The sequence below is a fragment of the Pseudomonas sp. THAF187a genome, from assembly GCF_009363395.1.
Classification (GTDB): Bacteria; Pseudomonadota; Gammaproteobacteria; order Pseudomonadales; family Pseudomonadaceae; genus Aquipseudomonas; species Aquipseudomonas khazarica.
Genome location: NZ_CP045349.1, coordinates 510,420 through 527,631, shown reverse-complemented (window position 1 = coordinate 527,631; position 17,212 = coordinate 510,420). Strand labels below are relative to the sequence as shown.

Sequence of the window (17,212 nt, the reverse complement as noted above, 5' to 3'; positions counted from 1 at the left end):
CGCGAAAGCGGCGCAGCGAAGCCCGCATGTCTATCCGCGACCGGTTTGACGTTTTCGGCAATACCCCAGTCGTTTTTACGCGATAGCGCCCAAAGTCCCGGGGATATGCTCCCCCCAAAGCGCCGACAGTCGATTCGGCGCAGAAGAACCCAAGGGGACAGCCTGATGAGCCCAGCCGAATTGCACGCCGACAGCATCGTCATCGACGGTCTGATCATTGCCAAATGGAACCGCGAACTGTTCGAAGACATGCGCAAGGGTGGCCTGACCGCCGCCAACTGCACCGTGTCCGTGTGGGAGGGTTTCCAGGCCACCGTCAACAGCATCTCCGCCAGCAGCAAGCTGATCCGCGAGAACAGCGACCTGGTGATGCCGGTACGCACCACCGCCGACATCCGCAAGGCCAAGGAACTGGGCAAGACCGGCATCCTCTTCGGCTTCCAGAACGCCCATGCCTTCGAAGACCAGATCGGCTACGTGGAGGTGTTCAAGCAGCTCGGCGTCGGCATCGTGCAGATGTGCTACAACACCCAGAACCTGGTCGGCACCGGCTGCTACGAGCGTGACGGCGGCCTGTCCGGGTTCGGCCGCGAGATCGTCGCCGAGATGAACCGCGTCGGCATCATGTGCGACCTGTCGCACGTCGGCTCCAAGACCAGCGAGGAGGTCATCCTCGAATCGAAGAAGCCGGTCACCTACTCCCACTGCCTGCCGTCCGGCCTGAAGGAGCACCCGCGCAACAAGTCCGACGAAGAGCTGAAGTTCATCGCCGACCACGGCGGCTTCGTCGGCGTGACCATGTTCGCGCCGTTCCTGGCCAAGGGCATCGACTCGACCATCGACGACTACGCCGAAGCCATCGAGTACGTGATGAACATCGTCGGCGAAGACGCCATCGGCATCGGCACCGACTTCACCCAGGGCCACGGCCAGGACTTCTTCGAGTACCTGACTCACGACAAGGGCTACGCCCGTCGCCTGACCAACTTCGGCAAGATCATCAACCCGCTGGGCATCCGCACTGTGGGCGAATTCCCCAACCTCACCGAGACCCTGCTGGGGCGCGGCCATTCCGAGCGCGTGGTGCGCAAGATCATGGGCGAGAACTGGGTACGCGTTCTGGCTGATGTCTGGGGCGAGTAAGCCCTTCACGATAATCAATCGACTGCATCTCGTAGGGTGGATGACGCTTCTTTCATCCACCAACCCCGCACGCGGCGGGCTTAACGCTGCGGTGGATGGATGAAGCGCCATCCACCCTACCTACAACCTGATTCCGGAGTTGCCAACATGTCCACCCACGCCCCCGAAATGCCCATCCTGGTCGACGACGAAACCGGCGTCTGGACCACCGACGCGCTGCCGATGCTGTATGTGCCGCGCCACTTCTTCGTCAACAACCACATGGGCATCGAGGAAGTGCTCGGCGCCGACAAGTACGCCGAGATCCTCTACAAGGCCGGCTACAAGTCCGCGTGGCACTGGTGCGAGAAGGAAGCCGAGTGCCATGGCATCGAAGGCGCGGCGGTGTTCGAACACTACATGAAGCGCCTGTCGCAGCGCGGCTGGGGCCTGTTCGAAACGCAGAAGCTGGACCTGGAGACCGGCTACGCCGAGGTCAAGCTCAAGCATTCGGCCTTCGTCTACGTGTACGGCAAGGTGAACCGCAAGGTCGACTACATGTTCACCGGCTGGTTCTCCGGCGCCATCGACCAGATCCTGGCCGCCAAGGGCAGCCCGATCCGCACCGTCACCGTGCAGGAATACAGCGGCTCCGAAGAAGGCCATGACGACGGGCTGTTCATCACCCGGCCACTCTGAGTCACCCATAAGAAATCCGCGAGAGGGCCTCAGCCGCGACGGCAGCCCTCTAGCGGAACCGCTACAGCGCTTACCGTGAGGATGCCGTAATGGCCTTCGAAGCAATGTTCCAGCCGATCCAGATCGGCAAGCTCACCATCCGCAACCGCGTGCTCTCCACCGCGCATGCCGAGGTCTACGCCACCGATGGCGGCATGACCACCGAGCGCTACGTCAAATACTACGAAGAGAAGGCCAAGGGCGGCATCGGCCTGGCCATCTGCGGCGGCTCCTCGGTGGTGGCCATCGACAGCCCGCAGGAATGGTGGAGCTCGGTGAACCTGTCCACCGACCGCATCATCCCGCACTTCCAGAATCTCGCCGACGCCATGCACAAGCACGGCGCCAAGATCATGATCCAGATTACCCACATGGGTCGTCGCTCGCGCTGGGACGGCTTCAACTGGCCGACCCTGATGTCGCCGTCCGGCGTGCGCGAGCCGGTGCACCGCGCCACCTGCAAGACCATCGAAGTCGAGGAAATCTGGCGCGTGATCGGCAACTACGCGCAGGCCGCACGCCGCGCCAAGGAAGGCGGCCTGGATGGCGTCGAGCTGTCCGCCGTGCACCAGCACATGATCGACCAGTTCTGGTCGCCGCGGGTGAACAAGCGTACCGACGAATGGGGCGGCAGCTTCGAGGGGCGCATGAAGTTCGGCCTGGAAGTGCTCAAGGCCGTGCGCGCCGAGGTCGGTGACGACTTCTGCGTGGGCATGCGCATCTGCGGCGACGAATTCCACCCGGACGGCCTGTCCCACGAGGACATGAAGCAGATCGCCGCCTACTACGACGCCACCGGCATGATCGACTTCATCGGCGTGGTCGGCTCGGGCTGCGACACCCACAACACCCTGGCCAACGTCATCCCCAACATGAGCTACCCGCCGGAGCCCTTCCTGCACCTGGCGGCCGGGATCAAGGAAGTGGTCAAGGTGCCGGTGCTGCACGCGCAGAACATCAAGGACCCGAACCAGGCCACGCGCATCCTCGAGGGCGGTTACGTCGACATGGTCGGCATGACCCGTGCGCACATCGCCGACCCGCACCTGATCGCCAAGATCAAGATGGGCCAGGTTGACCAGATCAAGCAATGCGTCGGTGCCAACTACTGCATCGACCGCCAGTACCAGGGCCTGGACGTGCTGTGCATCCAGAACGCCGCGACCAGCCGTGAATACATGGGCGTGCCGCACATCATCGAGAAAACCACCGGACCCAAGCGCAAGGTGGTGGTCGTCGGTGGCGGCCCGGCCGGCATGGAAGCGGCGCGCGTCGCCGCCGAGCGCGGCCACGACGTGACCCTGTTCGAAAAGCAGGACCAGCTGGGCGGGCAGATCACCCTGGCAGCCAAGGCGCCGCAGCGTGACCAGATCGCCGGCATCACCCGCTGGTACCAGCTGGAACTGGCGCGCCTGGGCATCGACCTGCGCCTGAGCACTCCGGCGGACGAGGCGACTATTCTCGACCTGCGCCCGGATGTCGTGCTGCTGGCCAACGGCGGCCACTCCTTCCTCGAGCAGAACGAACACTGGGGCGCCGCCGAAGGGCTGGTGGTGAGCAGCTGGGACGTGCTGGCAGGCAAGGTCGCACCGGGCAAGAACGTGCTGGTGTACGACACCATCTGCGAATTCACCGGCATGTCGGTGGCCGACTTCCTCGCCGACAAGGGCGCGCAGGTCGAGATCGTCACCGACGACATCAAGCCGGGCGTGGCCATGGGCGGCACCACCTTCCCCACCTACTACCGCAGCCTGTATCCGAAGGAAGTCATCATGACCGGTGACATGATGCTGGAGAAGGTCTACCGCGAGGGTGACAAGCTGGTGGCGGTACTCGAGAACGAGTACACCGGCCAGAAAGAGGAGCGCGTGATCGACCAGGTGGTGGTGGAGAACGGCGTGCGTCCGGACGAAGGCCTCTACTACGCGCTCAAGGACGGCTCGCGCAACAAGGGCCAGATCGACGTCGAGGCGCTGTTCGCGATCAAGCCGCAGCCCTGCCTCTCCGAGCCGGGCGACGGCTATCTGCTGTTCCGCATCGGCGACTGCGTCGCGCAGCGTAACGTGCACGCGGCGATCTACGACGCCCTGCGGCTCTGTAAAGACTTTTAAGCAGCCTCCTGTAGGAGCCGGCTTGCCGGCGACAGACGATGACGTGACTGCGTTGCTCGCGCGTCCGAATCGCTGGCCAGCCAGCTCCTACAAGACCCTTGCGGGAGCTTCACCATGCTTGGCACTCTACTTCCCATCCTGCTCTTCGCCGCCCTCGGCCTCGCCGTGCTGGGCGCGCTGAAGCGCTTCTTCATGTGGCGCCGTGGCCGGCCGGCCAAGGTCGACTGGATTGGCGGCCTGCTGCAGATGCCGCGCCGCTACCTGGTCGATCTGCACCATGTGGTCGAACGCGACAAGTACATGTCCAGGACCCACGTCGCCACCGCCGGCGGCTTCGTTCTGGCAGCCGTGCTGGCCATCCTCGTGCACGGTTTCGGCCTGCACAACCGCATCCTCGGCTTCGCCCTGCTGGCGGCCACCGTGCTGATGTTCACCGGCGCCCTGTTCGTCGCCAAGCGTCGTCTGGACCCGCCGTCGCGCCTGTCGAAAGGCCCGTGGATGCGCTTGCCGAAGAGCCTGCTGATGTTCGCGGCCAGCTTCTTCATCGCCACCCTGCCGGTGGCCGGCATTCTCCCGGCGGGTTTCGGTGGCTGGGTTCTGGCCATCCTCCTTGCCGTTGGCGTGGCCTGGGGCGTGTCCGAGCTGTTCTTCGGCATGACCTGGGGCGGGCCGATGAAACACGCCTTCGCCGGTGCCCTGCACCTGGCCTGGCACCGCCGCGCCGAGCGTTTCGCTGGTGGCCGCTCAACCGGCCTGAAAGCGCTGGACCTGGACGACCCGAAAGCACCGCTGGGCGTGGAAAAGCCCAGCGACTTCACCTGGAACCAGCTGCTTGGCTTCGACGCCTGCGTGCAGTGCGGCAAGTGCGAGGCCATGTGCCCGGCCTTCGCCGCCGGCCAGCCGCTGAATCCGAAGAAGCTGATCCAGGACATGGTCATCGGCCTGGCGGGCGGCAACGACGCCAAGTTCGCCGGCAGCCCCTACCCAGGCAAACCGCTCGGCGAACACAGCGGCGGCCCGCACCAGCCGATCGTCTCGCTGCACGGCAAGGCGCTGGTCGATGCCGAAACGCTGTGGTCGTGCACCACCTGCCGCGCCTGCGTCGAGGAATGCCCGATGATGATCGAGCACGTCGATGCCATCGTCGACATGCGTCGCCACCTGACCCTGGAGAAAGGCGCCACGCCGAACAAGGGTGCCGAGGTGCTGGACAACCTGATCGCCACCGACAACCCCGGCGGTTTCAACCCGGGCGGCCGCCTGAACTGGGCCGCCGACCTGAACCTGCCACTGCTCGCCGACAAGGGCGAGACCGACGTGCTGTTCTGGGTCGGTGACGGCGCCTTCGACATGCGCAACCAGCGCACCCTGCGCGCCTTCGTGAAGATTCTCAAGACCGCCGGCGTCGACTTCGCCGTGCTCGGCCTGGAAGAACGCGACAGCGGTGACGTGGCCCGTCGCCTGGGTGACGAGGGGACCTTCCAGCACCTGGCCAGGCGCAATATCGCGACCATGGCCAAGTACCGCTTCAAGCGCATCGTCAGCTGCGACCCGCACAGTTTCCACGTACTGAAGAACGAGTACGGCGCGCTCGGCGGCAACTACCAGGTGCTGCACCACAGCACCTTCATCGACGAACTGGTGCGCAATGGCTCGCTGAACCTCGGGCAGAGCAAGGCCGCCAGCGTCACCTACCATGACCCCTGCTACCTGGGCCGCTACAACGGCGAGTACGAAGCGCCGCGCGCGGTGCTCAGGGCCATCGGCATCGAGGTCAGGGAGATGGAACGTTCGGGCTTCCGTTCGCGCTGCTGCGGCGGCGGTGGTGGCGCGCCGATCACCGACATCCCCGGCAAGCAACGCATCCCCGACATGCGCATGGTCGACATCAGGGAAACCGGCGCCGAGCTGGTCGCCGTCGGCTGCCCGCAGTGCACGGCGATGCTCGAAGGCGTGGTCGCCCCACGCCCGGAAATCAAGGACATCGCCGAACTGGTCGCCGAGGTGCTGATCGAGCCCACCGAAGTGCCGGCCAAGCGCCCGAACGCCCAGCGTGCAGCCGCGGAGGTGCAGTGATGAACGCGAGCGACGCAGGGCGGGGGCAACCCGTCAGCACCCGCCCTACGCACCGTCTGGAGGCCATGCAATGAGCGACATCATCCGCCGCGACCCACGCGCCGAGTGGATCGCCCGCAACCGCCTGCATCCGCTGCATGCGTCGATGCAGAAGGCCGAGACCAGCTGGATGGGCCCCAACGGCATCATCCGCAAGAACCCGCACGCCCTGGCGGCCGGCTTCATCGGCCCGGCCGGCATCAAGCGCATCGACCGCAGCGGCGCCCAGCAGGGCTCCAGTGGCAAACGACAGAGTGCCAGCGTGGAGGTGCAGCTGCCGCTGCACGTGGTCGAGCAACCGGCCTACCACATCGTGGTGGTGCCCGACATGGTCGGCGGCCGCCTCTCCAGCCACGACAAGGACCTGCTCGGCCTGGCCCACAAGCTGGCGGCCGATGGCGGCGCAGTGGTCGCCGTGCTGTTCGGTGACGACAAGGAAAGCGCCTTCGATACCGCCGGCGTCGACCGCATCCTGCGCATCGCCGGCGACACCTTCGACGGCTATGCGCCGGAGGCCCGCGTGCTCGCCCTCAGCGCCGTCGAGGCGCAACTGGCGCCGCGCCACTGGTTGCTGCCCGACAGCCGCACCGGCGGTGGCGAGCTGGGCCGGCGCCTGGCCGCCAAGCTCGGCGAGCGGCCGGCCACCCGCGTCTGGCAGGTGGCTGGCGAACAGGTGACCGGCCGTGCCGGCAGCGGCCAGCAGGACCTGCAGCGCGCGCTGCCCCGGCTACTGCTGGCCGCCGCGGAATGCGCCGAGCCGGTCAGCGAAACGCGTCATGAGGCGCGCCCGCTGGAGCTCAGCAGCAAGATCGCGCAGAGCCTGCCACGCATCGAGGACCTCGGATCCGTCGCCGTCGACCCAGCGCAGATTCCCATGGCCGAGTCCGAGTTCATCCTCTCCGGCGGCAACGGCGTGAAGGACTGGGAACTGTTCCACCAGGCCGCAGTTGCCCTGGGCGCCACCGAAGGCGCCTCGCGCGTGGCGGTGGACGACGGCTTCATGCCGCGCAACCGCCAGGTTGGCGCCACCGGCACCTGGGTTACCGCACGCGTGTACGTTGCGGTGGGGATCTCCGGCGCCATCCAGCACCTGCAGGGCATCGGCGCCTGCGACAAGGTGGTGGCGGTGAACATGGACCCCGGCTGCGACATGATCAAACGCGCCGACCTCTCGGTGATCGGCGACTCGGCGCTGATCCTCCAGGCGCTGATCGAACGCGTCGTCGCCTGGCGCCAGGAGGGCAAGCGCGATGCAGCCTGAAACCTGCGTAGCCCGGACGCAATCCGCAGCCCTCACAACCCATCCCCGGAGTGCATCCGGGCCAAGGGGGAGCCATGCCTGATCTGAACATCGTCGCCCTGGTCTCGGTTGGCGCACACCCGACCTCGGGACGGGCGCGCCGCGCCGAACAGGACGCCCGCGCCGTGGAACTCGGCCTGCGTCTGGCCGGACAGAATCTGCAACTGCTGCATGCCGGCGACCCGCAGGCCGAAGCCCTGCGCGGCTACCTGGGCATGGGCCTGGAGCAGCTCGACGTCCTCGAACAGACCGAGGGCGCCGACGCCCTGCCGTTGCTGGTCGACTACCTGCAAGGCAGCCGTACCCAGCTGGTCCTGACCGGCAGCCAGGCGGAAACCGGCGAGGGGTCGGGCATGCTGCCGTTCCTCCTCGCCGAGCACCTGGGCTGGCCGATGGTGGTCGGCCTGGCCGAAGTGGAGAAGGTCGAGAATGGCGTGGCGCAGGTACTGCAAGCCCTGCCCCGTGGCCAGCGGCGACGCCTCAAGGTCCGCTTGCCGTGCGTCGCCAGCGTCGACAACGCCGCCCCCGTGGCGCGGCAGAGTGCCTTCGGCCCGGCCCGACGCGGCCTGATCGAGGCGCATGAAGTCGCGGTGGTGGACGACCCGCTGCTGGCCGCAGCCAGCCTGCAACCGGCCAGGCCGCGACCGAAACGGCTCAAGGTGATCAAGGCCAAGACCGGTGCCGAACGGATGAAGGCCGCGACGGCCAAGGCCAGTGGCGGCGGTGGTCAGGTGCTCAAGGATGTCTCGCCACAGGAAGGCGCAGAGGCTATCTTCAAGCTATTGATCGAAGAAGGCGTACTGCGCTAGCAGGCGGCTGAACGACGACCTGCGCTGCCAAGAGGAGCCACGACCATGATGCATGCCGACCTGATCGACCAGGAAGACTTCCGCGAACACCTGATCGCCCTGGGCCTGAACATTCCCCCGGGCGCCTCGCCGGAGCAGGCCTGCGAGCTGGCCGTCAGCGGGCTCAGCGCCGAGCGCGCCATCGCCCTGCGGCGCCTGGTGGAAGAACTGCTGGGCGGCAGCGCCACCCTGCTGCCCAACGTGCGCGAGGCCATCAGCCGGCATCTGCTGCCGGCGCTGGTGCCCAAGCCCAGCTGAGCGCTGCAGCAAAGCTGCCGCCCAGCAGACTCCTGCTGCGTGGGAGGGGCAAAAAAAGGGGCGCCACTGGCGCCCCTTTTTCTTTGCCGCGCAGTCAGATGCGCACGCTGGCGAAGGTCGACTCGCCCTGGGCTCGGTTCAGCGCCAGCACGGCACTGGAGTTGACCTGCTGATCGGGGATCGGCAGCAGCACTACCAGGTTGTTGCCCTGCTGACCCGCGCGCTCGTCGCGCGGCGGAATACCGAAGTACTCGCGGTAGCACTTGGAAAAGTGCGGGGTGGAGACGAAGCCGCAGACCGAGGCGACCTCGATGATCGACATGCTGGTCTGCTTGAGCAGTTGGCGTGCCCGAATCAGGCGCAGCTTGAGGTAGTAACGCGACGGCGAGCAGTGCAGATATTTCTGGAACAGGCGCTCCAGCTGGCGCCGGGAGATGTCGACGAAGCAGGCCAGTTCGTCGAGGTCGATCGGCTCCTCCAGGTTGGCTTCCATCAAGGCGACGATTTCCTGCAGCTTCGGCTGATTGCTGCCCAGCATGTGCTTGAGCGGCACGCGCTGATGGTCCTGCTCGTTGCGAATGCGTTCGTAGATGAACATCTCGGAGATGCCGGCGGCCAGTTCACGACCATGCTGCTGGCCGATCAGGTGCAGCATCATGTCCATCGGCGCGGTACCGCCGGAGCTGGTGTGACGATTGCGATCGATGGAGAACAGACGCGTGGTGATGGCCGCACGCGGGAAGGCTTCCTGCATCGACGCCAGGCATTCCCAGTGCACACTGCAGTCATAGCCATCGAGCAGGCCGGCCTTCGCCAACGCCCAGCTGCCGGTGCACACCGCACCGAGCTGACGGCCCTGGCGCGCCTGCAGTTGCAGCCAGCTGACGTGCTCGCGCTTGACGCTGTGCTGGATGTCCACACCGCCGCAGACGATCACCGCATCCAGCGCCGGCGCATTGTGCATGGCCGTGTCCGGGGTGATCTGCAGGCCGTCGCTGGCGCTGACCGGCTGACCGTCGTGGGTCAGGGTGTGCCAGCGGAACAGTTCCTTGCCGGAAAGCTGGTTGGCCATGCGCAGCGGTTCCACCGCCGAGGCGAGGGAAATCAGGGTGAAGTTGTCCAGAAGCAGAAAGCCGATGGACTGAGAAACGCGATTCTGGGGTTGTCCCCCCTGGCCTAACTGCGACATCGATGAACACCTCACGCCAAGCACGGTATGAACCCCGCTCGAGGAGGGGCTCTCTTCTAGTTCTGCCGCCGATCAAGGGACCCGCGCAGCTATGCAAATTCACGCAAAGGCCATGCCTAAATTGATTACGCGTTCAAAAATAAATCGCGCGCGACGCACACCGCGAAAATGCCGGCTCAGACGGCCTGGAAAGAGGCGACCCAGGCACGCGCAAAGCCACGTGGGCAGAGGGTTTGAGCATTTCGGTAGCACTCGTCTGACAACGTGCTACGGGGCGCCGCTCGCGTAGTAACGCTCGCCCGGTAACAGCCGCGACCGACCGGTCATTTTGCATGATCCGCACGCCCGTATCGGCCGCACCAAAATCTCGCGAAAGAGGGCCATCTGGGGCGACTTTGCACCAGCAAGGATCAGCACGCGCCGGCACATCTGAACGCACCTCTCGAAGTCCCGCGAGGCCCCGTGTATGACACCTGCGCAACGCGAGCAGGACGACCCGAGACGCACCGGAATCCGGCTGCACATCTGCTCGCCGCACACTGCCCATGATCGGGTCTTCACCATCCGGATCACGCCTGACACCGACCCCGGCATGCCCGGGCGCGGCGCCGCGGCAGGCGCATCGGCAACGTCTCGATTCGGCATGCGGAGGTCGTTTTTCGGGCGTACCGGCGGCCTGTCTCTTGCTACGAAATAGCCCGCACGCGCTGCACCGCAAGAGGATCGACCCATCTCTGGCCAACCCGCACACAGGACTGCTCATGAACAGACTTAGCCCGCTGCTGCTCGCCACCACCCTGCTCTGCTCCGCCACGCTGCAAGCCGCCGAAGATGCACGCTGCGAGCTGGTACGCCTGAGCGATGTCGGCTGGACCGATATCACCATGACCACCGCAGTGGCCCGCCTGGTACTCGGCGAAATCGGTTATCGCACGCAGGTGCAGCGCATGTCCCTGCCCGATACCTACCGCAGCCTGTCGGAAGGTCAGCTGGATGTGTTCCTCGGTAACTGGATGCCGGCACAGGCCGACCTGGTCCAGAACCACATCGACAGCGGCAAGATCGAAAAACTGCACACCAACCTGCCGACGGTGCGTTACACCCTGGCCGTGCTGACGCCAGGCTACGAGGCCGGACTGAAGGATTTCGCCGATATCCATCGCTTCAAGGAGCAGCTCGGTGGGCAGATCTTCGGGATCGAGCCCGGTAACGAGGGCAACGAGATGGTCAAGGGGATGATTCGCGACAACACCTTCGGCCTTGCCGGTTTCACCCTGGTGGAGTCCAGCGAGAGCGGCATGCTCAACCATGTCGAGCGCGCCCAGCGCCTGGACAAGTGGGCGGTCTTCCTCGGCTGGGAACCGCACCCCATGAACGAGCGTCTGAAAATGAACTACCTGGCAGGCGGTGACGACTTCTTCGGCGCCAACTACGGCGCCGCCCAGGTCAATACCGTGGCCCGGGGCGACTTCAGCCGGCAATGCCCCAACCTGGCGCGGCTGTTTCGCAACATGACCTTCACCATCTCGGCGGAGAACCACCTGATGAGCGCGGTGCTGGAAGGTAACACCAACCGCCGGCGCGTGGCCAAGCAGTGGATCGAGGAGAACCCGCAGATAGTGGCCAGCTGGCTCGAAGGCGTCACGCGTTACCAGGGCGGGCCGATTACCGTCGCCTTCGACACCCCGCTGGCCTCCAGCAACTGAAAAACGGCGAAAAAACGATAAAAAGTGACGAAAGCGCATTCATTTTTCAGGGTCGTGCAAGAACCTGGAACCGCTCAGCGAGGCATCCCCGCGCAACGCGCTTCGGCGGCCCGGGTGACTCCCGAGTCAGCCCGAACCGACAGCCGTTTTCACTCGCCACAGGGTGGGCGAATGCACCTTTCTGTAAATTTTTTTCAACATCGCCACAGCCCCCGCGATACGCCGCCTGCGTCCACCCTGGAAGGGCAAGAACCACGCCCGGCGCGGCTTCCAGCCTTGGCCAAGGGGTAAAAAAGTCTGTTAAGGTTTTTAAGGCACGCGCTCGAAACCGTCTCCCGGCACCTGCCCGGAAACGATTCGAGAGCGCATCGAGCAGTGGAATCGGGAGCCCGGAAAACGTCAGAACGACGGGAATGCACACCACGTGATGGGGTATGTCGTCGCCCAACACGTCAGGGTCGCAAATCGATAATTGCGCAGACCCCAAGACTATATCGTTGAGTCAGCCGATGACGTCGCTGCCGCATCTCAAGAGAGAGCGGCAGACCGGGGCCCTCCGCCCCGGACCGAAGAACAGAACAAGCGCTGGCCCCCCGCAATTGGGCGCCAGCCCAACAAGAAATTTCGGATGTACGCATGCGCCAGGATGGCGCATGAAATCCCAAGGGAATGGGCTTCGAAACACTGCCAGAGGGTTTGGAAAGCGGTTTGCAGCACGGCAAGACAGTGGTCACTCATCAACAGGTCGCAACGACGCAGCGGGCAGTTCCTGCCAACAGCCGCGTGCGCTGCGGTGTGCCCGAGTGTCACCAACCCGGCCAGCAGCGAAACGCCCACCAGCCTCGACACTTCAGCAAACACCCACACAGGTATCAGAGACCTGACACAGCTGACCTACGCTTCGACGACGCGTGCCCGGCCGTGCCAGCGTGACCTGAATATCGATTGAAGGGGAAACGTCCCATGCAGTCTGGAAAGATCGTGGTCGAACACCTGTACAAGGTTTTCGGCTCCAACCCACAAGAAGCCATCGACTTGCTCAAGGAAGGCTGGAGCAAGGAGAAGATCCTGGCCGAGAAAGGCGCCGTGATCGGCGTCAGTGATGTCTCGTTCAGTGTCGAAGAAGGCGAAATCTTCGTTCTCATGGGCCTCTCAGGCTCTGGCAAGTCCACCCTGATCCGCCTCATCAACCGCCTAGTCGAACCCAGCGCCGGCGATGTCTACATCGATGGCCAGAACGTCGCCAAGCTGCCGCAGTCGCAACTGATCGACCTGCGTCGTCGCGACATGAGCATGGTCTTCCAGTCCTTCGCCCTGATGCCTTCGCGCAGCGTGCTGGACAACGCCGCGTTCGGCCTCGAAGTTGCCGGCGTCGGCCGCAAGGAGCGCGAGAAGCGTGCCATGGAAGTGCTCACCCAGGTCGGCCTGGACACCTTCGCCCACAAGTACCCGCATGAACTCTCCGGCGGCATGCAGCAGCGCGTCGGCCTGGCCCGCGCGCTGACGGTGAACCCGTCGATGATCATCATGGACGAGGCCTTCTCCGCCCTCGACCCGCTCAAGCGCCGCGAAATGCAGGACGTGCTGCTGGAGCTGCAGAAGACCCATCGCCGCACCATCATCTTCGTCTCCCACGACATCGAAGAAGCCATGCGCATCGGTACCCGCATCGGCATCATGGAGGGCGGCAAGCTGATCCAGGTCGGCACCCCGCAGGAGCTGATCGAGAAGCCGGCCAACGAGTACGTGCGCAACTTCTTCGACACCGTCGACACCAGCCGCTACCTCACCGCCGGCCAGCTCAAGGCCGACAGCGTGCCGACCTACGTCTACAACGGCAAGGCGCCGGATGCGGCGAAGATCTGCAAGGAACTGCAGGCGCTGGACAAGCACTACGCCTTCATCGTCGACGAGCAGAACAATTTCCAGGGCTCCATCAGCCTGGAGAAGATCGCCCTGATGGTCGATGGCGACGAGCCCAAGCCGCTGGAAAGCGAGGCGCTCAAGCAGGTCGTCCCCGTTCCGGAAGACATGCCGCTGGAAGACGTCATCACCCGTCTCGTGGACAACGAGGGGCCGATCCCGGTGGTCGACGCCGAAGGCCACTACTGTGGCGCCATCAGCAAGGGCCGCCTGCTGACCCGACTGCAGGGTGAAGCGAATGAATGACAAGAAGCTCGACCTGGGTAGCTGGGTCAACGACGTCGTCCAGCACCTGCTGGACAACTACAGCGGTGCCTTCGACAGCATCGGCCAGGTCGTCAGCGGCTTCTCCGAAGCCATCGAAAACCTGCTGATGCTGCCGCCGGCCTGGCTGCTGATCGCCATCTTCGTCGCCCTCGGCCTGTGGCGCATCGGTGCCCGCTTCGCCGTGTTCACCGCGGTGGCCTTCATCCTCATCGTCATGACCGGCTTCTGGGAACAGACCGTCGTGACCCTTGGCCTGACCTTCTCCTCGACGCTGATCAGCCTGCTGCTGGGCATCCCGCTGGGCATCTGGGCCGCCAAGAGCGAGCGCGTGGCGACCATCATCCGGCCGATCCTCGACTTCATGCAAACCATGCCGGCGTTCGTCTACCTGATCCCGGCGGCCATGCTCTTCGGCCTGGGTCGCGTGCCGGGCATCATCGCCACGGTGATCTTCGCCATGCCGCCGGCGGTGCGCCTGACCAGCCTGGGTATCCGCCAGGTGAACAAGGAAATCGTCGAAGCCGGTCAGTCCTTCGGCTGCACCAGCCGCCAGCTGCTGTTCAAGGTCCAGCTGCCCAATGCCATGCCGTCGATCATGGCGGGCGTCAACCAGACCATCATGATGGCCCTGTCGATGGTGATCATCGCCTCGATGGTCGGTGCCGGCGGCCTGGGCAACGACGTACTGGCCAGCATCCAGCGCCTGGATATCGGGCTAGGCTTCGAAAGCGGCATGGCCGTGGTGTTGCTGGCGATCATCCTCGACCGCATTACCGAAAGCTTCGGCACCCCGCAAACGAACAAGCGCGGCATCGTCGCCTGGTTCAGCGGCAAGCTGCAGCGTCAGTCCACCTAATTCCGTTTCACTTCACAGGGAACCGCAGATGAAAACGATCAAGACCACCGCCGCCATCGGCCTGCTGTCGTGCGCACTGATGCAGGGTGCAATGGCAGCCGAGCCGGCCAGCTGCAAGCAGGTGCGTTTCGCCGAGATCGGCTGGGCCGACATCGCCGCGACCACCGGCGTGGCCATGACCCTGGTCGAAGGCCTGGGCTATCAGCCGCGCAAGATCATGGCATCGGTGCCCATCGCCTTCACCGGCGTGAAAAGCGGCCAGGTCGATGTATTCCTCGGCTACTGGGCCCCCTCGATGGACTCGGTGATCGAGCCGTTCCTCAAGGACAACGGCGTCAAGGTGCTGGAGAAGGCCAACCTCGAAGGGGCCAAGTACACCCTCGCGGTGCCGACCTATGCAGCCGAGGCTGGCCTCAAGAGCTTCCAGGACATCGCCAAGTTCAAGGACCAGCTGGGCGGCAAGATCTACGGCATCGAGCCGGGTAACGACGGCAACCTGCTGATCGACGGCATGATCAAGAACAACCAGTTCGACCTCGGCGGCTTCCGCATGGTCGAGTCCAGCGAAGCTGGCATGCTGGTGCAGGTATCGCGCGCCATCAAGAAGAAGGAGCCGGTGGTCTTCCTCGGCTGGGCGCCGCACCCGATGAACACCCAGTACGACATCACCTACCTGTCCGGCGGTGACGACGTGTTCGGCCCCGACTACGGCGCAGCCAAGGTCTACACCGTGGTCCCGCCGGACTACGAGGCTCGCTGCGGGAACGTCGGCAAGCTGCTGGGCAACCTGCAGTTCACCGTGGAAATGGAAAGCCAGCTGATGGAGAAGGTGCTGGAGAAGGAGAACCCGCAGAACGTCGCCAAGGAGTGGATCAAGGCCAACCCGGCGATCCTCGACCAGTGGCTGAGCGGCGTCACCACCTTCGACGGCCAGGACGGTGTAGCTGCCGTGAAGAAACACGTCGGGCTGTAACAGGCCACGACCCGATTCAGGCCCGCGACCTCAGGTCCGGGCCTGGAATCTCCCCTCCCGCACCCACGTGTCGGCCTCTGGTCGTGGCGGGGAGAATCTGCCCGCGAACCGGCAATCTGCTGCGCAACACGGATTCGCAAGGCCCGCAATGAGAACGAGCCAGTCAACGATATTGCAACTGCCACTCAACTGACGGAGCACAAGAACATGCGCGTATTCAAGCATCTCTGCCTCGGCGCCGCCGCCCTGGCCATCGGCATGGGCAGCGCCCTCGCTGCCGAGAAACCCACTCTCAAGATCGGTTACGTCAACGGCTGGGACGACAGCGTCGCCGTCACCCATGTCGCCGGCGAGATCCTGCAGAGCAAACTCGGCTACAAGGTCGAACTGAAGCCGGTCGAGCCGGCCATCATGTGGCAGGGCGTTGCCCGTGGCGACCTCGACGCCACCCTCTCCGCCTGGCTGCCGGCGACTCACGGCGAATACTACGAGAAGCTCAAGGACAAGGTCGAGATCCTCGGCACCAACTACTCCGGCGCCAAGATCGGCCTGATCGTGCCTGAGTACGTGCAGGCCAAGAGCATCGAGGACCTGGAGAAATACGCCAAGGACTTCGACGGCAAGATCACCGGCATCGACGCCGGTGCCGGCGTGATGCGCCGTACCGAAGACGCCATCAAGGAATACAACCTGGCCAGTATCAAGCTGATGCCGAGCTCCGGCCCGGCCATGGCCACCGCCCTGACCCGCGCCGAGAAGGCACAGAAGCCGATCGTGGTCACCGGCTGGATCCCGCACTGGATGTTCGCCAAGTGGAAACTGCGCTTCCTCGAAGACCCGAAGAAGGTCTACGGCGATGACGAGCGCGTCGACACCGTGGCCAACCCGGAACTGAAGGGCAAGGCCGCCGACGCCGCCGCGTTCCTCTCCAAGCTGTCCTGGAGCGGCGAGGAAGTGGGCGCCGTGATGCTTGCCATCCGCGAAGGCGCCAAGCCGGAGCAGGCCGCCAAGGACTGGATCGCCGCCCACCCGGAGCGCGTCGACAGCTGGCTGAAGTAAGGCTCGGTTTCATCGAGCAGATGCAGCGGGCCCCTGGCCCGCTTCGTCGTTTCTGACGCTCGTTCGAGCGCAGGTTTAATTGATCGCCCGATCAAAATCCGCCTAGACTTCGGCTCCCCCGCCCGCACGGAGAGACCGATGCCCAAGGTCGGCATGCAGCCCATTCGCCGTTCTCAACTGATCGCCGCCACCCTGGAAGCCGTGGACCAGGTCGGCATGGCCGACGCCAGCATCGCCTATATCGCACGCCTGGCCGGGGTCTCCAACGGCATCATCAGCCACTACTTCAAGGACAAGAACGGCCTGCTCGAGGCGACCATGCGCCACCTCATGCAGGCGCTGCGCGACGCCGTGGCCGAACGCCGCCTGGCACTCGGCGACGACGCCCCCCGCGCCCATCTGCGCGCGATGATCGACGGCAACTTCGACGACAGTCAGGTCAGCGGCCCCGCCATGAAGACCTGGCTGGCATTCTGGGCCAGCAGCATGCACCACCCGGCGCTGCGGCGCCTGCAGCGGGTCAACGACCATCGCCTCTACTCCAACCTCTGCGGCCAGTTCCATCGCGCCCTGCCGCAGGATCAGGCACGCCTCGCCGCTCGCGGCCTGGCCTCGCTGATCGACGGCCTGTGGCTGCGCGGCGCCCTGTCCGGCGAAGCCTTCGACACCGGGCAGGCGCGCCGCATCGCCTACGACTACCTCGACCTGCAGCTGAGCAAGGCGCCGTAAGCCCGGTGTAACCCACCG

At 64.9% G+C, this 17,212-nt stretch carries 14 protein-coding genes; 13 read left to right on the top strand and 1 reads right to left on the bottom strand.

Annotated elements, in window-relative coordinates:
• The first annotated feature begins 165 nt into the window (after window positions 1–165).
• The 7 genes from FIV02_RS02460 (at window position 166) to FIV02_RS02430 (ending at window position 8,492) form a co-directional block, all read left to right on the top strand.
• Window positions 166–1,143, top strand: a complete 978-nt coding sequence (locus FIV02_RS02460) for a dipeptidase (RefSeq protein WP_152487692.1) — start codon at window positions 166–168, stop codon at window positions 1,141–1,143.
• A 147-nt stretch (window positions 1,144–1,290) separates the two neighbouring features.
• Window positions 1,291–1,821, top strand: a complete 531-nt coding sequence (locus FIV02_RS02455; RefSeq protein ID WP_037049967.1) for a DUF5943 domain-containing protein — start codon at window positions 1,291–1,293, stop codon at window positions 1,819–1,821.
• A gap of 89 nt (window positions 1,822–1,910) precedes the next feature.
• Window positions 1,911–3,971, top strand: a complete 2,061-nt coding sequence (gene dgcA / locus FIV02_RS02450; RefSeq protein WP_152487691.1) for a dimethylglycine demethylation protein DgcA — start codon at window positions 1,911–1,913, stop codon at window positions 3,969–3,971.
• 114 nt (window positions 3,972–4,085) lie between these two features.
• On the top strand, window positions 4,086–6,047 hold the full coding sequence (dgcB, locus tag FIV02_RS02445; protein WP_152487690.1) for a dimethylglycine demethylation protein DgcB: 1,962 nt from the start codon (window positions 4,086–4,088) through the stop codon (window positions 6,045–6,047).
• A gap of 70 nt (window positions 6,048–6,117) precedes the next feature.
• Window positions 6,118–7,347, top strand: a complete 1,230-nt coding sequence (locus FIV02_RS02440; RefSeq protein ID WP_152487689.1) for an electron transfer flavoprotein subunit alpha/FixB family protein — start codon at window positions 6,118–6,120, stop codon at window positions 7,345–7,347.
• A 74-nt stretch (window positions 7,348–7,421) separates the two neighbouring features.
• Window positions 7,422–8,195 (top strand): electron transfer flavoprotein subunit beta, encoded by a 774-nt coding sequence (locus tag FIV02_RS02435; RefSeq protein WP_037049981.1) that lies wholly within the window; start codon window positions 7,422–7,424, stop codon window positions 8,193–8,195.
• 45 nt (window positions 8,196–8,240) lie between these two features.
• A complete protein-coding gene (locus FIV02_RS02430; protein WP_037049983.1) occupies window positions 8,241–8,492 on the top strand; it encodes a hypothetical protein in 252 nt (83 codons plus the stop codon).
• 94 nt (window positions 8,493–8,586) lie between these two features.
• On the opposite strand, the gene FIV02_RS02425 is transcribed toward FIV02_RS02430, so the two are convergent.
• Window positions 8,587–9,681 (bottom strand): GlxA family transcriptional regulator, encoded by a 1,095-nt coding sequence (locus FIV02_RS02425; protein WP_037049985.1) that lies wholly within the window; start codon window positions 9,679–9,681, stop codon window positions 8,587–8,589.
• A gap of 761 nt (window positions 9,682–10,442) precedes the next feature.
• Between FIV02_RS02425 and FIV02_RS02420 the strand changes: the two genes are divergently transcribed.
• The 6 genes from FIV02_RS02420 (at window position 10,443) to betI (ending at window position 17,194) form a co-directional block, all read left to right on the top strand.
• Window positions 10,443–11,387 carry an ABC transporter substrate-binding protein gene (locus FIV02_RS02420; RefSeq protein ID WP_047592974.1) on the top strand — a complete coding sequence of 315 codons (945 nt, stop codon included), beginning with the start codon at window positions 10,443–10,445 and terminating at the stop codon, window positions 11,385–11,387.
• A gap of 963 nt (window positions 11,388–12,350) precedes the next feature.
• Window positions 12,351–13,556, top strand: a complete 1,206-nt coding sequence (locus FIV02_RS02415; protein ID WP_152487688.1) for a glycine betaine/L-proline ABC transporter ATP-binding protein — start codon at window positions 12,351–12,353, stop codon at window positions 13,554–13,556.
• Window positions 13,549–14,433: a proline/glycine betaine ABC transporter permease gene (locus FIV02_RS02410; protein ID WP_047592976.1), complete on the top strand. Its 885-nt coding sequence runs from the start codon at window positions 13,549–13,551 to the stop codon at window positions 14,431–14,433. Before FIV02_RS02415 ends, FIV02_RS02410 begins: the two co-directional genes overlap by 8 nt.
• Before the next feature lie 28 nt (window positions 14,434–14,461).
• Entirely contained in the window at window positions 14,462–15,406 is a 945-nt protein-coding gene (locus FIV02_RS02405) for a choline ABC transporter substrate-binding protein (RefSeq protein ID WP_152487687.1), read from the top strand.
• A 207-nt stretch (window positions 15,407–15,613) separates the two neighbouring features.
• Window positions 15,614–16,465, top strand: coding sequence for a glycine betaine ABC transporter substrate-binding protein (locus FIV02_RS02400; protein ID WP_037049999.1), 852 nt, complete (start codon window positions 15,614–15,616; stop codon window positions 16,463–16,465).
• 138 nt (window positions 16,466–16,603) lie between these two features.
• Entirely contained in the window at window positions 16,604–17,194 is a 591-nt protein-coding gene (betI, locus tag FIV02_RS02395) for a transcriptional regulator BetI (protein ID WP_152487686.1), read from the top strand.
• Window positions 17,195–17,212 lie beyond the last annotated feature (18 nt).